Source organism: Nonomuraea sp. NPDC049695, assembly GCF_040674955.1.
Taxonomy (GTDB): Bacteria; Actinomycetota; Actinomycetes; order Streptosporangiales; family Streptosporangiaceae; genus Nonomuraea; species Nonomuraea helvata.
In genome coordinates, this window is sequence record NZ_JBFANV010000015.1 from 1 (window position 1) to 16546 (window position 16546).

General features: G+C 72.1%; 15 protein-coding genes and 1 pseudogene. 12 read left to right on the forward strand and 4 right to left on the reverse strand.

Annotated features, from left to right (window positions below; genetic code table 11):
• Positions 1–779 (reverse strand): annotated as a pseudogene (locus AB0J64_RS15735) (2-isopropylmalate synthase); the annotation flags it as partial.
• A gap of 195 nt (positions 780–974) precedes the next feature.
• Positions 975–1721: a dimethylargininase gene (gene ddaH, locus AB0J64_RS15740; protein WP_364026649.1), complete on the reverse strand. Its 747-nt coding sequence runs from the start codon at positions 1719–1721 to the stop codon at positions 975–977.
• An 82-nt stretch (positions 1722–1803) separates the two neighbouring features.
• Between ddaH and AB0J64_RS15745 the strand changes: the two genes are divergently transcribed.
• The 5 genes from AB0J64_RS15745 (at position 1804) to AB0J64_RS15765 (ending at position 6517) form a co-directional block, all read left to right on the forward strand.
• On the forward strand, positions 1804–2049 hold the full coding sequence (locus tag AB0J64_RS15745; protein ID WP_364026652.1) for a DUF2630 family protein: 246 nt from the start codon (positions 1804–1806) through the stop codon (positions 2047–2049).
• Between the two features lie 67 nt (positions 2050–2116).
• Positions 2117–3091 carry a GNAT family N-acetyltransferase gene (locus tag AB0J64_RS15750; RefSeq protein WP_364026655.1) on the forward strand — a complete coding sequence of 325 codons (975 nt, stop codon included), beginning with the start codon at positions 2117–2119 and terminating at the stop codon, positions 3089–3091.
• Between the two features lie 124 nt (positions 3092–3215).
• On the forward strand, positions 3216–4517 hold the full coding sequence (locus AB0J64_RS15755) for an MFS transporter (RefSeq protein WP_364026658.1): 1302 nt from the start codon (positions 3216–3218) through the stop codon (positions 4515–4517).
• A 9-nt stretch (positions 4518–4526) separates the two neighbouring features.
• Complete coding sequence (locus AB0J64_RS15760) at positions 4527–5192, forward strand: response regulator transcription factor (protein ID WP_364026661.1); 666 nt, start codon at positions 4527–4529, stop codon at positions 5190–5192.
• Entirely contained in the window at positions 5189–6517 is a 1329-nt protein-coding gene (locus AB0J64_RS15765; RefSeq protein ID WP_364026664.1) for a HAMP domain-containing sensor histidine kinase, read from the forward strand. The genes AB0J64_RS15760 and AB0J64_RS15765 overlap by 4 nt, the downstream gene beginning before the upstream one ends.
• 30 nt (positions 6518–6547) lie before the next feature.
• Here the strand turns inward: AB0J64_RS15765 and AB0J64_RS15770 are convergent, their stop codons facing one another.
• Positions 6548–7453, reverse strand: coding sequence for a TAXI family TRAP transporter solute-binding subunit (locus tag AB0J64_RS15770; RefSeq protein ID WP_364026667.1), 906 nt, complete (start codon positions 7451–7453; stop codon positions 6548–6550).
• A gap of 26 nt (positions 7454–7479) precedes the next feature.
• On the opposite strand from AB0J64_RS15770, the gene AB0J64_RS15775 reads away from it, so the two are divergent.
• The 3 genes from AB0J64_RS15775 (at position 7480) to AB0J64_RS15785 (ending at position 9897) form a co-directional block, all read left to right on the forward strand.
• The gene (locus AB0J64_RS15775) at positions 7480–8205 is read left to right on the forward strand and encodes a Mut7-C RNAse domain-containing protein (protein ID WP_364026670.1); all 726 of its coding nucleotides are present in this window, start codon (positions 7480–7482) and stop codon (positions 8203–8205) included.
• Between the two features lie 127 nt (positions 8206–8332).
• The gene (locus AB0J64_RS15780) at positions 8333–8677 is read left to right on the forward strand and encodes a DEAD/DEAH box helicase (RefSeq protein WP_364026673.1); all 345 of its coding nucleotides are present in this window, start codon (positions 8333–8335) and stop codon (positions 8675–8677) included.
• Between the two features lie 35 nt (positions 8678–8712).
• Positions 8713–9897, forward strand: coding sequence for a glutamate--cysteine ligase (locus AB0J64_RS15785; protein WP_364026676.1), 1185 nt, complete (start codon positions 8713–8715; stop codon positions 9895–9897).
• Between the two features lie 16 nt (positions 9898–9913).
• On the opposite strand, the gene AB0J64_RS15790 is transcribed toward AB0J64_RS15785, so the two are convergent.
• A complete protein-coding gene (locus tag AB0J64_RS15790) occupies positions 9914–13393 on the reverse strand; it encodes a serine/threonine-protein kinase (RefSeq protein ID WP_364026679.1) in 3480 nt (1159 codons plus the stop codon).
• A 137-nt stretch (positions 13394–13530) separates the two neighbouring features.
• Between AB0J64_RS15790 and AB0J64_RS15795 the strand changes: the two genes are divergently transcribed.
• The 4 genes from AB0J64_RS15795 to AB0J64_RS15810 are packed head-to-tail and all read left to right on the forward strand — an operon-like array spanning position 13531 to position 16537.
• On the forward strand, positions 13531–13833 hold the full coding sequence (locus tag AB0J64_RS15795) for an urease subunit gamma (RefSeq protein ID WP_344986305.1): 303 nt from the start codon (positions 13531–13533) through the stop codon (positions 13831–13833).
• Entirely contained in the window at positions 13830–14141 is a 312-nt protein-coding gene (locus AB0J64_RS15800; protein ID WP_364026683.1) for an urease subunit beta, read from the forward strand. The genes AB0J64_RS15795 and AB0J64_RS15800 overlap by 4 nt, the downstream gene beginning before the upstream one ends.
• Positions 14134–15840 (forward strand): urease subunit alpha, encoded by a 1707-nt coding sequence (locus tag AB0J64_RS15805; RefSeq protein ID WP_364026686.1) that lies wholly within the window; start codon positions 14134–14136, stop codon positions 15838–15840. Before AB0J64_RS15800 ends, AB0J64_RS15805 begins: the two co-directional genes overlap by 8 nt.
• A gap of 10 nt (positions 15841–15850) precedes the next feature.
• The gene (locus AB0J64_RS15810) at positions 15851–16537 is read left to right on the forward strand and encodes an urease accessory UreF family protein (RefSeq protein ID WP_364026689.1); all 687 of its coding nucleotides are present in this window, start codon (positions 15851–15853) and stop codon (positions 16535–16537) included.
• Positions 16538–16546 lie beyond the last annotated feature (9 nt).

Below are 16546 nucleotides of genomic sequence, written 5' to 3' on the forward strand. Positions count from 1 at the left end.
TGGGGGAACGCGGACGGCCTGCGCGAGACCTGGCTTCCCCGGCCCGCGCCGGGGCCCGGCGAGATCCTGGTGCGGGTGTGCATCCACTCGATCTGGTCGGCGTAGACGTTGGGGGTGGCCATCTCGACCGTGGCCGGCAGATTGATGATGACCTTGCGGTCGGGGGTGGGCTGCCACACGTCGTTGACCGCGTCGCACACCTCGACGGCGTACTCGAGCTCGGTGCCGGTGAACGACTCGGGAGAGTACTGGAAGTAGACGTCGACGTCGCTCGCGTCGGCGAGCTTCTTGACCAGCTTGGCGCCCTCGACGGCGATGGCGGTGATGCCCTCCTTGTCCAGGCCGAACACCACGCGGCGCTGGAGGGTGGAGGTCGAGTTGTACAGGTGGACGATGGCCTGCTTGGCGCCCTCGATGGACTCGAAGGTGCGCTCGATCAGCTCGGGCCTGGCCTGGGTCAGCACCTGGATGACCACGTCGTCGGGGACGCGGCCCTCTTCGATGATCTGCCGGATGAAGTCGAAGTCGGTCTGCGAGGCCGCCGGGAAGCCGACCTCGATCTCCTTGTAGCCCATGCGTACGAGCAGCTCGAACATCTTGAGCTTGCGATGGGGGTCCATCGGGTCGATCAGGGCCTGGTTGCCGTCGCGAAGGTCGACCGCGCACCAGCGGGGCGCCTTGGTGATGACCTGGTCGGGCCACGTGCGGTCGGTCAGGCGTACGGGCGCATAGGGCTGATAGCGATGGATCGGCATGGGGCTGGGCTGCTGAGCGGTCATGTCTGCTGACTCCTCGTCGGTCGGATGAGAACGGCCGACGCGCATGACTGGCTCCGCGGCGAGGGAGCCGGCCTAGAGGCCCCCGCCGCGGCAGCTAAGAAGCAGCCCACGCAGCATGCCTTGCACGCTACCAGACGTCTCGGGATGCGCCGTCCTGGGTCTCAGATGATGAGAAGCAGCCGGCAATCAATGAAGTCAGTCCGCGATCAGGACGCTGAGGCAGGTCACGCATCCCTCCAGCCGCTCGAACTCCGAGATGTCCACCGTGGTCACGCTCACTCCGCGCTGCTCGAGCAGCGCGGCGGTCCGAGGCGCCGAGGCGGCCAGGAGGACGCGGTCGCCGCCCAGCGGCACCACGTGCGCCCCGGCCTCCTCCGGCGGCTCGAGCAGCCCGGGCAGGTCCACGTGGCGCGGGTCGCCGATGAGTGTCCCGTCGGGCAGGGCGGTCACCGCCGACTTGAGGTGCAGCACGCCGTTCAGGTCCACGGGCACGATCCGGCGCTCCGGCAGCAGGCCCGCGAGCTGGGCGATGCCGCCGGCGCTGGTGCGCGCCGACCTGCCGACGTACACGGTGCGGCCGGCCTGGAGGACGTCTCCCCCGTCCAGCGTCCCGGGCGCCGCGATCCTGACCGCCTTGAGCCCCAGCCGGCGGACGGTGGCCGCCACGGACTCCACCTCGGGCCGCCGCTCCTCCGCGCCCGGCCTGGTCAGCACGGCGAGCCGCCCCGACACCACCACGGTGTCCTCCACGAACGGCGCGTCCGGCAACTCGTGGGCCTCCGGTACGTACGTGACCCGCCACCCGGCGGCGGCCAGCGCGGCCACGTAGGCGTCGTGCTGGTGCAGTGCCCGTTCGGGATCGACCGGCTCGCGCTCGATGTGGGTCACGATGCCCTCGGCGATCCGAGGGCCGGGCTTCCTTACCAGCGCAATACCAGGCATAGGGCGTGTTCTATCACGTACCGCCCCACCCAACAGCGCCCCGCCCGAGCGGCCGGACGAGTCCGGTGACTAGAGTTCAGGCATGCGGGACGACGAGATTCTCACCAGGATCGGCGATCTGGTCACCGAAGAGCACGAGCTGCGCGACAGGCTGACCAAGGGCGAAGTGACCACCGACGAGGAGCACGCGCGCATCAAGGAGCTCGAGAACGCGCTCGACCAGTGCTGGGACCTGCTCAGGCAGCGCCGGGCCAGGCGCAACGCCGGTGACGATCCCGATCACGCCGCCGCCCGCCCGGCCGGCGAGGTGGAGAATTACCGGCAGTAAAAAGGCGGGCGATCACCGGCGGTAAATTCGCTCGCCCCGGTCGTTCCCGGTGCGATTTGCTGGGCGCATGCGCATTCAGCCCATCGATCTCGACCGGCCGGGAAACCTGGTCACGGGCCTGCACGAGGCGTACGTCGCGGGCTACACCGACGACCTGGGCCCGACGATGTCGCTCGCCCGCTTCCGCCACGACGTCGCCGCGCACGAGCCGGGCGCGCGGAGCGAGCTGTGGGCGGTCGTCGAGGACGGCGAGGTCGCGGGCGGCTACGGGTTGTCGCTCCCCCAGCTCGACAACACCCATATGGGGTGGCTCTTCCCCCTCGTCGTACGCCCTGAGCGGCGCGGCCGGGGGCTCGGCTCGGCGCTGTTCGAGCACGTTCTCGATCGCCTGCGCGCCCACGGCAGGACCCTGCTCCTCGCGGAGACCCCCGCCACCGGCGTGGGCACCCGCTTCGCGACGGCACACGGCATGACGGTCTCCCTCATGGAGGCCCGCCGCACGCTCGACCTGCGCAAGGCCGACTGGGACGCGCTGGAACGCATGCTCCCCCGCGTCGAGGGCTACCACCTCGAAAGCTGGACCGGTCCGGCGGGGCCCGATCGGATCGCCGACGTCGCGGCCCTGATGAACGGCATGAACGACGCCCCGCGCGACGCGGACATCGAGAACATGACCTTCAGCCTCGACCGCATCCGCCACCGCGAGGAGAGCATCCCGCGCCGCGGGCTGACCGCGTACACGGCGATCGCCCGCCGCGACTGCGACGGGGCGCCGGCCGGATACACGCGCGTCTATGTCGAGGCCGACCGCTCCACCGGCTGGGGCCACCAGGCGGACACGACCGTGCTGGCCGAGCACCGGGGCCACCGCCTGGGCCTGCTGCTCAAGATCGCGAACCTGCTCCGGCTCCGCGAGCACGAGCCCCACCTGGAGCGGATCATCACCTGGAACGCCACCTCCAACGCCCACATGCTGGCCATCAACGAGGCCATGGGCTTCGAGCTGTTCGACGAGTGGAACGAGTGGCGGCTGACGCTGTAGGGCCCTAGAGGCCGGGGGTTGCGCGCATGTTAAGCGGACGTTAGATCTGGGCCTCCTGCCCTTGTCCGAACATCCTTCTGGGGAGAGGCTCTGACCTGCACCTACTCCCCCCAGGAGGTTCTCCGTGAGCAAGGCACGCGTGCCCTGGAAGGCAGTGATCGGCGGGTCGGTCGGCAATCTGGTCGAGTGGTACGACTGGTTCGTCTACTCCAGCTTCGCCGTCTACTTCGCCGCGTCCTTCTTCCCTGAAGGCGACTCGACGGCACAGCTGCTCAACACCGCGGGCATCTTCGCCGTCGGCTTCTTCATGCGTCCGGTCGGCGGCTGGCTGCTCGGCCGCTTCGCCGACAGGAAGGGCCGCAAGGCGGCGCTGACGCTGACGGTGACGCTGATGTCGGCCAGCGCGCTGCTCATCGCCATCGCCCCGACGTACGCCACGGCGGGCGCCTTCGGCTCACTGGTCCTGCTGCTGGCCCGTCTGCTGCAGGGCCTGTCGGTCGGCGGCGAGTACGCGGCCAGCGCCACCTACCTGACCGAGGCCACCCCGCAGGGCAAGCGCGGCTTCGCCTCTAGCTTCCAGTACGTGTCGATGACCGCGGGGCAGCTGGTCGGCCTCGGCCTGCAGATCATCCTGCAGAACACGATGTCGAAGGAGGACCTCAGCTCCTACGGCTGGCGCATCCCGTTCATCGTGGGCGCGGTGGGCGCGGCGGTCGTGTTCTACCTGCGGCGCAACCTCCTGGAGACCGAGGCGCACGACGAGGAGACCAGGCACTCCGAGGAGCGCGGCACGATCAGGCAGCTCTGGGCGCACAAGAAGGAGGCCGTGCTGGTCATCGCGCTGACGATGGGCGGCACGGTCGCGTACTACACCTACACCACCTACCTCACCAAGTATCTGGTCAACACCGCGGGCATGGCGAAGGAGACCGCGGCTCTCGTCAGCTTCTCCGCGCTCTTCATCTTCATGCTGCTGCAGCCGCTGGCTGGGGCGCTGTCGGACCGGATCGGCCGGCGGCCGCTGCTGATCACGTTCGGCATCGGCTCGATGCTGGGCACGGTGCCGCTGATGACCGCGCTGGGCAGCGCCACCACGTTCGGCGGCGCGCTGGTGCTCTCCCTGGTCGCGCTGGTCATCGTGACCGGCTACACCTCGATCAACGCGGTGGTGAAGGCCGAGCTGTTCCCCACCCAGGTGCGGGCCCTCGGTGTGGCGCTGCCGTACGCGATCGCGAACGCGCTGTTCGGCGGCACGGCCGAGTACGTGGCCCTCTGGTTCAAGAAGGCGGACATCGAGTCCGGCTTCTACTGGTACGTCTCCGCCCTCGCGGCGATCTCGCTGGTGGTCTACCTCACCATGCGCGAGACCCGCGATGCGGCGCTGACCAGGTCCGAGCAGGGGGAATCGGCGCCGGTCTCCGTCTAACCTGGCCGTATGCGAGTTCTGCTGGTCGAGGACGACGATCGGCTCGCCTCCGCGCTCACCACGGCCCTCGCCCGGCACGGCCACCAGGTCAGCCGTGCGGGGCTGGCCGTCGACGCCCTCCGCCTGGCGGGGGGCGTCGACTTCGTCCTGCTCGACCTCGGTCTGCCCGACATGGACGGGCTCGACGTGCTGCGCCGCCTGCGCCGGGTGTCGGCGGTGCCGCTCATCGTGGTCACGGCCCGTACGGAGGAGCGCGAGGTGCTGCGCGGGCTGCGCTCCGGAGCCGACGACTACCTGGTCAAGCCGTTCCGCACGGTCGAGCTGATGGCCCGCATGGAGGCGGTGGTGCGCCGCGGCACCAGGCCGCGCCCGGCCCGCGACGAGGTGGTGAGCGTCGGCGACGTCCGCATCGACCTGGAGTCCAGGCAGGTCACGGTGGCCGGGGAGCTCGTGACGCTGACCAGGCGCGAGTTCGACGTGCTGGCGATGCTGGCGCGCGAGCCCGGTGTCGTGCGCGGCAGGGAGGAGATCCTCGACGAGGTCTGGGGCGACCCGCTGCTGTCGGCGTCCCGGTCGCTGGACGTGCACGTGGCCAACCTGCGCTCCAAGACCGGCCGCCCCGGCCTGGTGGAGACGCTGCGGGGCACCGGCTACCGGCTGGGCTCGACGGCGTGAACTCCCGCCTGGTGGTCACGTTCACCACGCTGATCGTGTTCCTCATCGCGGCGCTGGCCGTGCCGCTCGGCCTCGCCTACGCCTCCCACCGCACCAACCGCCTCCTCCTCGACCGCCGCGCCGACGCCACCCGCTTCGCGGAGCTGGCCGACCAGGCGGCCAGGGAGGACGACCGCGCGGGGCTGATCTCCGAGATCAACCGCTACGCCGAGCTGTACGGCGCAGCGGTGCGCGTACGCGACCGCGACGGCTCCATCCTGGCCACCGTGGGCCGGTTCGACGCCGACGACCGGGACGCGACCCGCCTCGCGCTGGCCGGCCGCACCACCGAGGACCTGCCCACGATCAGCCCGTTCGGCCCGGCCACGGTGCTGCTGGCCGAGCCCGCAGGACGGGACGCGCAGCTGTCCGGGGTGGTGCTGCTCGAGGCCCCCACGGGCCGGGCCCGGCTGGACGTGTCGCTGGTGTGGGGCGCGCTGGCGCTCGGCGCGCTGGTGGCGCTGGCGTACTCCGCGCTGGCGGCCCGGCGGCTGGCCCGCTGGATCCTGCGGCCCGTCACCGAGCTCGACCGCACCACGCAGGCCATCGCGCACGGCCGGCTCGACGCCCGCGCGCATCCCGGCGCCGGGCCCTCCGAGCTGCGGCGACTGGAGGAGCGCTTCAACGCGATGGCCGACGCGGTCTCCAGCGCGATGGAGCGGCAGCGGGCGTTCGTGGCGGACGCCTCGCACGAGTTGCGCACCCCGCTCACCGTGCTCGGGCTGCGGCTGGAGAACCTCGAGCCCCACCTGCGGGGCGAGGGCGCGGCCGAGTTCGAGGAGGCGATGGCGGAGCTGGACCGGCTGGCGCTGCTGGTGGAGGACCTGCTGGCGCTGGCTCGGGTGGAGGCGGGCGCGGTGGTCGAGGGCAAGGAGGTTCCGCTCGCGCCGCGGCTGGCTGCGTGGCGTGAGGTGTACGCGGCCAAGGGCGTGCGGCTCGTGGCCGACATCCCGGAAACGGAGGTCGTTCCGGAGGCCGCGGCCAGGATCGCGGACATCGCGCTCGACAACGCCCAGAAGTTCGTGCCCGAGGGCGGCACGGTCACGGTCACCCTGGACGACGGCGTGCTGCGGGTGGCCGACGACGGGCCTGGACTGAGCGAGGAGGAGCGCTCGGAGGCGCTGGGACGGTTCTGGCGGTCCGGAGCCCACGCGAACGTGCCGGGCAGCGGCCTGGGGCTGGCCATCGCCGCCGAGCTGGCCAGGACGTGCGGCGCCGCGCTGGCGCTGCTGCCCGCCGTGCCGCACGGCCTGGTCGTGGAGCTGCGCCTGAAGAGTCAGCCCTAGACGGACCGGTGATGACGGGCGGCTGAGGGCTCAGCCGTAGACGGACCGGTAGTAGCGGGCGGCGCCCGGGTGGAGCGGGACGACGCCGGTGCCGATGGCGTAGCGCATGTCCAGCCGCCCGCCCGGCGCCGACGGGGCCTGGAGGCGGTCGCGGGCGTGGAAGACGGTCTCGGTGATCGTGAACGCCAGGTCGTCCGGGAGCGTGGTCCGGCACATCAGGTAGCTGGGAGTGCCGACGGTCGGCACCGGCCTGCCGCTGCCGTACACGCCGGCGGGCACCAGCGCGTGCTCGTAGAGCGGGCCGAAGTGGCGGCGCAGCACCGGCACCAGCGGATCGAGCGGCACGAGCTCGATGTCCCCGAGGGAGGTCAGGGCGGGCGTGGGCACCCCACCGGACCAGAAGAACGCCTCGATCTCGCCGTCACGCAGCGCCTGGACCGACTCGTCGAGGCCCAGCCTGCTGACCACGGCGGGCCTGGACAGCCCGGCCACGGCCAGCACGCGGGTGGCGCTCACCGCGGTGCCCGAGCCCTCCAGCCCGATGGAGACCGTCCGGCCCGCCAGGTCCTTGACGGCGGCGATGCCGGAGCTGCCGCGCACCACCAGATGGACGTAGTTCATGTACACCCTGGCCAGCGCGGAGACCGGCTGGTGCCGCACCCGCACGGCGTCGTCGGCGCTGTCGGCCAGCGCGAACGCCACGTCGGCCCGCCCGTCGGTCATCATCGTCAGGTTCTGCACGCTGGCCGCGGTGTTCATCACCCGCACCGTGAGCCCCAGTCGCCGCAGCTCCTGCGCGATCCCGTCGCCGAGTTGCTCGTAGATCCCGCCCGTCACGCCGGTCGCCAGCCGCAGCTCGGGCCATGTGCCGCCGGAGGCCGAGCACCCGGCCGCCAGCGCGGGGAGCCCGAGGAAGGCGCGGCGGGATATCGACATGAATTCACGGTATCCGGTCCACCAGAATGGACTTTGTGAGCGAACGGGACACACGCCTGCGCATCGCCTCGGAATTGACGATGTTCCTGCCAGTGAGCCGGCGGCAGGAGTGGCAGCGCGTGACGCCGGACGGCACCTCCACGCTGGGCCACCACGTCGAGTCGCTCGGCATCCCGCTGACCGAGGTGGGGCCGATGGTCGTGGACGGCCGCGGGGTGCCGCCCTCGTACCAGCTCGTGCCCGGCGACGTGGTGGAGGTGCACCCGGTCCCGCGCCCGCAGCCGCTGCCGGGTGAGCCGCGCTTCCTGCTCGACGTGCACCTGGGCACGCTGGCGCGGCGGCTGCGCCTGCTCGGCATCGATACGGCCTACCACAACGACATGGACGACCCGGCGCTGGTGGTGCAGGCCAACGAGGAGCGCCGGGTGCTGCTCACGCAGGACCGCGGCCTGCTGCGCCGCCGCGCGCTCTGGCTGGGCGCGTACGTGCGCGGCTCCCGCCCCGCCGATCAGCTCCGCGACCTGCTCGAACGCTTCACGCCGCCGCTGCGCCCGTGGACGCGCTGCACGGCGTGCAACGGCGAGCTGGAGCCGGTCGCCAAGCACGAGGTGGCGTCGCTGCTGGAGGCGGGCACGGAGCGCAACTACGACCTGTACGGGCGGTGCGGCGAGTGCGGCCAGGTCTACTGGCGCGGCGCGCACAGCGACCACCTGGAGGAGATCGTCAGGTCGGCCCGCGCCTGGACCGCCTAGGGACGAAGCTGTACGGGTGAAACGCCCGCGCACGTAACCGGGCCGTACCAGGTGACATGCCGGGGGATGGGCGGGGCAGTAAGGAGGCTCTGCCCGCGAGGCCCGCGAGGCCCGCAAGGAGGGACGGATGCCGGACACAAGGGCGCAGTGCGAACGGACGGCCAGGGAGGTCCTCGGCCTGACCGATCTGCGTCCGGGCCAGCTGCGCGCCATGACGGCACTGGCCGAGGGCAGGGACACGCTGGTGGTGATGCCGACCGGCAGCGGCAAGTCGGCGATCTACCAGGTGCCGGCGCTGCTGTTGAAGGGGCCGACCCTGGTGGTGTCGCCGCTGATCGCCCTGCAGCGCGACCAGGTCGAGGCCCTGCGCAGCCACGACGAGGACGCGGTGAGCCTGGACGCGGGAACGCGGGCACGTAAGCGGACGGCGGCCTTCGAGGCGCTGCGGGCGGGCTCGAACAGGACCTCTTGAGCTGAACGCGCGTTTTTGGGGGAGTTAGTCAGGTCATGAACGAACCTGATGCGTCGGAGGTGGTGGCCATGTCGCGGTCTGGGGCAACGATCCGTGTCGGCGTCGAGGAGGAGTTCCACATCGTGGATGCGGGCACGCGCCATGTGGCCGCCCGCGCCGACCTGCTGCTGCCGGTGCTTCCTCCGGACCGGTTCACGCACGAGTTGCAGCGGTCGATGGTGGAGTCCAACAGCAAGCCGTGCTCGACGCTGGAGGAGTTGGCCCGCGATCTGTGCGGGTCGCGTACGACCCTGGTCGAGCAGGCCGAAGCGCTGGGCCTGGGCGTCATCGCGTCCGGCAGCGCGCAGCTCGTCGACATGGACCAGCTGAAGGTCTTCAATGATCCACGCTACAAGCAGATGTTGAGCGACTACCAGCAGCTCACCCGCGAACAGCTGATCTGCGGCACTCACGTGCACGCGGAGGTGCCGGACCGGGACCTGGCGGTCTCCGTCGCCTACCGCCTGTCTCCGTGGCTGCCGCCGCTGCTGGCGATCAGCGCCAGCTCACCGTTCTGGGACGGCACCGACACCGGGTACGCGAGCTATCGCACCCTCGTCTGGCAGCGCTGGCCCACGACGGGCCCGATGGCCAAGTTCGACTCCGCGGCGGAGTACGAGGAGATGATCCAGGAGCTCATCCAGTCCGGTGTGATCAGCGATTCCGGGATGGTCTATTTCGACATCCGGCCGTCGCAGCACGTGCCGACGGTGGAGATGCGGATCTGCGACTCCTGCCCGCGGGTCGAGGACGTCCTGCTGATCGCCGGGCTGTTCAGAGCGCTGGTGGCCAGGGAACTGGCGGCCGTGCGCCGGGAGCCGGAGCACGAGGTGCACCTGGAGACGGTGCGGGCCGCGACCTGGCAGGCGGCGCGCTCAGGGCTGTCGGGCGAGCTCGTCGATCCCGTCGAAGGGGTGCCCCGACCCGCCGCCACCGTGATCCGGAACCTGGTGAACGGCCTGCGCCCGCAGCTCGAGGAGGCGGGCGACTGGGAGCTCGTCTCGGCACTGGCCCGGCAGGTGCTGGAGATCGGCGACTCGGCGGCGCGGCAGCGCCAGGCGTTCGCCCGGCGCGGGCACCTGGAGGACGTGGCGGACCAGTTGCTGGCCGAGACCCGGGCGTGCGAATGGAGCGATCCCGCCGGAGGTCATGACCTTCCGTCGTACCGGCCGGTGGCGTGAGGCCGGGTCGGCCCGCCTAGGGACAGAGGGTGAAGGGGTCGATGCCGCCCAGGTAGCGGGACCACTCCTGGGCGGTGAGGGTACGGCCCGCGCGCCCGCACACGGCGGCGGCCACGCGGCCGCCGTCGAGCTCATGCGTGCGTACCGTGCCGTCCGCCGTGACGCTGTAGAGCCTCCTGCTGTCGGAGGAGAAGGCCAGGTAGCCGTTGAGGCTGGTCTCCGTCGACTGCAGGCCGTCGAAGACCACGCCCAGCATCCGGCGGTCGGCCACGTCCCAGAGGCGGATGCGGGCGCCTCCTTCGTACGCGGCGATCATGCGTCCGTCAGGTGACCAGGCGAGCCGCTCGACCGCGATGACGCGCACGGCGGGGAGGCTCTCGACCTGTCCGACGGCGCTCGCGGGCATGGCGGGGAAGTCGGCGAGCCTGGTGGTGAGGTCGCCGTTCCACAGACTGATCCGGTCGGATCCGAAGATCGCCAACCGCCGGCCGTCCGGGCTGAAGGCGAAGGGGCCTTCGAGCTGCCCGATCCCCGGTGCCGGAGGCAGTTCGGCGGCTTTCGCAGGGTCGATGCGGTGCGGTGTCACGCCGCCCAGCAGCAGGCGGCCGTCCGGGCGGAAGGCCAGGTGCCCGGGGGCCGGGCCGGACGTGCTCCTGGACGTGCCGCGTTGGAGGTCGTACAGCTCCACCGGCAGGTCGCCGGCGCCGCCAGACGGAGAGATCGCGAGGGTGCGGCCGTCCGGGCTGAAGGCCAGCGAGTCGGCCCCGCTCGCGTCCTTGGCGGCCAGCCGGAACCCGCCGGTCTCCGCTCCCTGTGGCAGCCGGACGACGTGGACCGTGGCGCCGTCGGCATAGGCCAGCCGGCCGCCGTCGCGGCTGAACGCCATCGCGTCCCCCTCACCTCGCCACGGGATCGGGGCGGCCAGCGAACGGCCGGTCGCCACGTCCCACAGGGTCAGGGCGCCGCGCTCCTTGGCCGCCAGGACCCGCTCCGACGGGTCGAGCAGCACCTGGTCCTGGTCACCGCCGCCGCTGGTCGACCGGTCGAACAGCATGGACACGTCCAGCGTGTGGACGACCCCGCCGTCGCTCAGCAGCCGCAGCGCCCGCCGCCCCTCGTCGAAGCGGAGGTCGCTGACGGGCGCCGGCGGGACCCGCCGCAGCACGACGGCCCCGTTGGACCGCCGCCGGATGATCAGCTCGTTCCCCCACTCCCAGGTGGCGACGTACCGGTCGCCGAAGCCGAACTCGACCGAGGCCCCGGAGTCGCCGCTCACCAGTGCCGCGCCGTCCGGCACCGAGTAGACGCTCACCGCGCTCCCGCGACCCCTCGGATGGGTGAGTGCCAGCGCCCGCCCGTCGGCGCTGAACTGGGCGTCGAGGATGCCCTCCCGGCGCGGCAGCCATGGGGCGGCCAGCTGCCTGCCCGCCTTGAGGTCCCAGAGCTGTGCCTTGCCCTCCCCGCTGTGGGTGACCACGCCGAGCCGGCCGTCCGCGCTGACCGCGTCCAGGCCGATCCCCTCGGGAGTGGTGAGCTGCTTGCCGGTGGAGATGTCCCACCACCGCCCCTCCCGCAACGGACGCTTCGGCAGGGCGAGCAGCCGCCCGGTCCTGTCGAACTCCAGATCGTTCATCAGCCCGGCGTGCCCCCCGAACCAGTCACCACGCGGGCGGCCCGTGACGACGTCCCACAGCCGTACGCCCTGCGCGTACTGGAGTGCCAGGGTGCGGCCGTCGGGGCTGATCGCGGCCCAGCGCACGCCCGCCTCCAGCCCGCCGATCTCGTGAATCTGCCGGTGTGACGGCACGTCCCAAACCCTGGCCCGCCCACCTTGTACGGCGACCAGGGTGCGGCCGTCACGGCTGATGCCGTACACGGAGTCCGCGCCCCGGTACGGGTCGGTGAAGACGTCGGCCGTGGGCTCGGACAGCGAGTCGTAGAGCGCGCCCCGCGTCTCCGGCAGCGACGGGCTCAGCCGCCAGGCCGCCACGGTGAGCAGCCGGGCCAGCGGCGGCTCCGTCTGCCGCAGGTCGGCGGCGCGCAGGGTGAGCTCCCTGGCCAGCGCGTCGTCACGTTGGCGGTCGGACTCCCTGCGCAGGTGCTCGGCCAGCCCCAGCCCGCCGAGCGCGGCCACCAGCAGCACGGCCAGGGTCGCCGCCAGCAGCCCCCGCCTCCTGGACTGCCGCCTGGCCTGCCGGGCCGCCGCGTCGAGGAACTCGCGCTCCCGCCTGGCCAGCGTGAGGTCCTTGCGCTCGGTGGCCGCCCAGCGCAGGATCCTGTCGAGGCTGGAGCCGTGCAGCAGGTCGGTGGGCTTCCTGCCGTGGCTCTCCCACAGCGCCGCCGCTTCGGCCAGGCGGCGGTGCACGCGCAGTCCCTCGCGGTTGGCGGCCACCCACTCCCGCAGCCTGGGCCAGGCCTGGACGAGCCCGGGGCGGGCCAGTTCGTACGCGGTGCCGTGGCGCACCACGAGACCCGCATCGGCGAACACGGTGAGCAGCGCGTCCACGGCCGCGGCCTCGGGAAGCTCCTCGCGGCCGACCGGCCTGAGCGAGTCACCGTCGATCATCCGCAGGAAGACCTGGGGCACGCCCTCCCGCTCGGCCTCGGTCAGCTCGCCATAGAGGTCCTCCGCGACGGCCCCGAGATCCGGCTCCGCCGCCGCGCCCCTGAGCTCTCCGGCGAGCGTCCCCCCACGGGTGAGTGGATCTCCCTCCCCGTCGCCGACCAGCCGCAGGAGCACCGTCCGGGCGGAGGGCCGGTCGGCGGGCTCCTCAGCGAGAGCGGCGCTCACCAGCGGTCCGAGCGGGTCGGGCAGGCCGTCGGCGCCGGGCCGGAACCCCAGCACCCGGGCGATGACCGCCACCGGCTCCCCGCCCTTGATCGCGTCGCGCCCCCGCGCCGCGAACAGCACCACCATCGCCCACGCCCACATGTCGGCCGCCTCGGTGGCCCGCCGCCCGTGGAACAGCTCGGGCGACATGTACTGCGGCGTCCCCATGAGCGGCCCGGAGGTGGTCGGCCCCACCTCCCTGGCCACCCCGAAGTCGATCACCCGTGGCCCGTCCGGACCGAGGATGATGTTGTCCGGCTTCAGGTCCCGGTGCACGATCCCGACCCGGTGGATGGCCGTCAGCGCGGTCGCCACGCCGATGGCCAGGCGGCGCAGCCGGTCCCCCTCGAACGGCCCCGACTCCTCGACCACCCGCCGCAGGCTGGGCCCCGGGACGAACTCGCTGACGATGTACGGCGCGGCCACGTCCACCTGCGCCTCGATCACCCTGGCGGTGCAGAACGAGGCCACCCGCCGGGCCGCCGACGCCTCCTTGGCCAGCCTGGCCCTGGCGGTGGCGCTGTCGAACCTGGGCACCTTGACCGCGACCCGCTCGCCGGCCTCGCCGTACGCCTCGTACACCACGCCCTGGCCACCGGCGCCGAGCCGCCCGGCCAGCCAGTAGCGGCCCAGCCGGTGCGGATCGGAGGGTGTGAGAGAAGCCATCAGACAGTCAATTTTGATCTACGCAGCCCCCTCCGAGGAAGGCCGCGCACGGAATAGTACGAATTGACCTACGGCGCGAAACCAACACGACATCCCTTGGCAACAGTCACGAAACCGCCGGTTCCTATGGTCCGGCCATGCGGCTTACCTCACACGAGCAGGAGCGGCTGCTCATCCACGTCGCCGCCGGGGTGGCGCGCGAGCGGCAGGCCAGGGGCCTGCGCCTGAACCATCCCGAGGCCACCGCCGTCATCGCGTCGTTCCTCATGGAGGGGGCCAGGGACGGGCGCACCGTGGCCGAGCTGATGGAGGCGGGACGGTCGGTGCTCGGCCGGGCCGACGTCATGGAAGGCGTTCCGGAGATGCTGGAGAGCGTGCAGATCGAGGCGACGTTCCCCGACGGCACGAAGCTGGTCACCGTGCACAGGCCGATCCCGTGATCCCCGGCGAGTACGCCCACCCCGAGGGCGATCTCACGCTCAACCCCGGGCGCGAGCGGGTGACCGTGCGGGTGGTCAACACGGCCGACCGGCCGGTGCAGGTGGGCTCCCACTACCACTTCGCGGCCGCCAACCCGGGGCTGGAGTTCGACAGGCAGGCGGCCTGGGGCAGGCGGCTCGACGTGCCGGCCGGGACGGCGATCAGGTTCGAGCCGGGCGTCGAGCGCGACGTGACGCTGGTGCCGCTGGCGGGCGACCGGGTGGTCCCGGGGCTGCGGCCGGAGTGGGCAGGGCCGCTCGATGGCTGATATTTCGCGCGCCCGGTACGCGGCACTGTACGGTCCCACGGTCGGCGACCGGATCCGGCTGGCCGACACCGACCTGTTCATCGAGGTCACCGAGGACCTGTCGATCGGGCCCGCCGGCCCCGGCGACGAGGCCGTCTTCGGCGGCGGCAAGGTGATCCGCGAGTCCATGGGGCAGGCGCGGACCACCCGGGCGGAGGGCGCGGCCGACCTGGTCATCACCGGCGCGGTGATCCTCGACCACTGGGGCGTGGTCAAGGCCGACGTCGGCATCCGCGACGGCCGCATTCACGCCATCGGCAAGGCCGGGAACCCCGACACGATGGACGGTGTCGATCTGGTCATCGGGCCCTCCACGGAGGTGCTCGCGGGCAACGGCAAGATCCTCACCGCCGGGGCCGTCGACTCGCACGTCCATCTGATCTGCCCGCAACTCCTCGACGAGGCGATCGGGTCCGGGGTGACGACGATCGTCGGGGGCGGCACCGGACCCGTCGAGGGCACCAAGGCGACCACCGTCACCGGGGCCTGGTACCTGGGCCGGATGCTGGAGTCGCTGGACGCGTACCCGCTGAACTTCGCGCTGCTCGGCAAGGGCAACACCGTCTCGTCCGAGGGCCTGCTGGAGCAGCTCAGGGCCGGCGCCTCCGGCTTCAAGCTGCACGAGGACTGGGGCTCGACGCCGGCCGCCATCGACGCGTGCCTGAAGGTGGCCGACGCGGCCGGGGTGCAGGTGACGCTCCACACGGACACGCTGAACGAGGCCGGGTTCGTGGAGTCGACGCTGAAGGCCATCGGGGACCGGACGATCCACGCGTACCACACCGAGGGGGCCGGCGGCGGGCACGCGCCGGACATCATCCGCGTCGCGGCCTACCCCAACATCCTGCCCTCCTCCACCAACCCCACCCGGCCGCACACCGTCAACACGCTCGACGAGCACCTCGACATGCTCATGGTGTGCCACCACCTCAACCCGTCGATCCCGGAGGACCTGGCGTTCGCCGAGTCCCGCATCAGGCCCACGACGATGGCCGCCGAGGACGTGCTGCACGATCTGGGGGCGATCTCGATGATCGGCTCGGACTCGCAGGCGATGGGGCGGATCGGGGAGACGATCATCCGTACGTGGCAGACGGCGCACGTCATGAAGGGCCGTCGCGGGTCTCTCGGCGGGCCTGCGGACAATCTGCGCGCCCGCCGGTACATCGCGAAATATACGATATGTCCGGCTATCGCCCACGGGCTGGACGGCGAGATCGGCTCCGTCGAACGCGGCAAGCTCGCCGACCTCGTCCTCTGGGACCCGGCGTTCTTCGGGGTCAAGCCGGACCTCGTGCTCAAGGGCGGCGTGGTGGCCTGGGCCCAGATGGGCGATGCCAACGCCTCCATCCCGACGCCCCAGCCGGTGCTGCCCCGTCCCATGTTCGGCGCCTCGCCGGTGACCGCCGCCGCCACCTCCCTGCACTTCGTCGCCCCGCTCGCTCTCGACTCCGGCCTCACCGACCGTCTGTCCGTACGCCGCCGCCTGGCGCCGGTGGCGGACGTACGGCGGCGCGGGAAGTCCTCGATGCCGCTGAACGACGCCATGCCCAGGATCGAGGTGGCACCCGACACGTTCGAGGTCCGCGTCGACGGCGACCTCATCGAGCCGGCCCCCGCCACCACCCTTCCGATGGCCCAGCGCTACTTCCTCTTCTGATGGGTCTCCGATGGCGATGAACCCGGCCCTGCTCCTCCTCGCCGACTCCCGCCTCCCGGCCGGCGGCCATGCCCACTCGGGCGGGACCGAGCAGGCGGTCACGTCGGGGGCGGTGCACGACGTGCCCTCGCTGGCGCGCTTCCTCCGTGGACGCCTCCACACGGCGGGCACGGTCGCCGCCGCCCTGACCGCCGCCGCCTGCATCCAGGCCGCCACCTCATCGGGGTGGGTGATGCTCGATGCCGAGGCCGATGCCAGGACCGCCGCGCCCGCCCAGCGGGAGGCGTCCAGGACGCAGGGCAGGCTCCTGCTGAGGGTCGCCCGCCGCGTGTGGCCGTCGCCGGTGCTCGACGAGCTGGCGCGGGACGTACCGAACCCCCATCATCCGATCACCCTCGGAGTGGCGGCGCACGCGGCGGGTGCGACGCCGGAGGAGGCGGCCATGGCGGCGGCGTACCACGCGATCAGCGGCCCCGCCACGGCGGCCGTCCGACTGCTCGGGCTGGACCCGGTGGCCGTGCACGGGCTGATGGCCGACCTCACCCCGGACCTCACCGCCGTGGCCGCGCAGGCCCACCTCGCCGCCGCCGACGCACACCCCCACCTCTGGGGGACGCTGCCCGCATACTCGTCCCCGGCTCTTGATCTCCTGGCCGAGCAGCATGCGCGGGCCGAGGTCAGGCTGTTCGTCTCCTAAGGAAGGGAA

Excerpts from the sequence above, each read along its gene's own strand:
- ddaH (WP_364026649.1), bottom strand. The coding sequence starts at position 1,721 with ATGCCTGGTATTGCGCTGGTAAGGAAGCCCGGCCCTCGGATCGCCGAG.
- AB0J64_RS15745 (WP_364026652.1), top strand. The coding sequence starts at position 1,804 with ATGCGGGACGACGAGATTCTCACCAGGATCGGCGATCTGGTCACCGAA.
- AB0J64_RS15750 (WP_364026655.1), top strand. The coding sequence starts at position 2,117 with ATGCGCATTCAGCCCATCGATCTCGACCGGCCGGGAAACCTGGTCACG.
- AB0J64_RS15760 (WP_364026661.1), top strand. The coding sequence starts at position 4,527 with ATGCGAGTTCTGCTGGTCGAGGACGACGATCGGCTCGCCTCCGCGCTC.
- AB0J64_RS15770 (WP_364026667.1), bottom strand. The coding sequence starts at position 7,453 with ATGTCGATATCCCGCCGCGCCTTCCTCGGGCTCCCCGCGCTGGCGGCC.
- AB0J64_RS15775 (WP_364026670.1), top strand. The coding sequence starts at position 7,480 with ATGGACTTTGTGAGCGAACGGGACACACGCCTGCGCATCGCCTCGGAA.
- AB0J64_RS15780 (WP_364026673.1), top strand. The coding sequence starts at position 8,333 with ATGCCGGACACAAGGGCGCAGTGCGAACGGACGGCCAGGGAGGTCCTC.
- AB0J64_RS15785 (WP_364026676.1), top strand. The coding sequence starts at position 8,713 with ATGAACGAACCTGATGCGTCGGAGGTGGTGGCCATGTCGCGGTCTGGG.
- AB0J64_RS15790 (WP_364026679.1), bottom strand. The coding sequence starts at position 13,393 with ATGGCTTCTCTCACACCCTCCGATCCGCACCGGCTGGGCCGCTACTGG.
- AB0J64_RS15795 (WP_344986305.1), top strand. The coding sequence starts at position 13,531 with ATGCGGCTTACCTCACACGAGCAGGAGCGGCTGCTCATCCACGTCGCC.
- AB0J64_RS15805 (WP_364026686.1), top strand. The coding sequence starts at position 14,134 with ATGGCTGATATTTCGCGCGCCCGGTACGCGGCACTGTACGGTCCCACG.
- AB0J64_RS15810 (WP_364026689.1), top strand. The coding sequence starts at position 15,851 with ATGGCGATGAACCCGGCCCTGCTCCTCCTCGCCGACTCCCGCCTCCCG.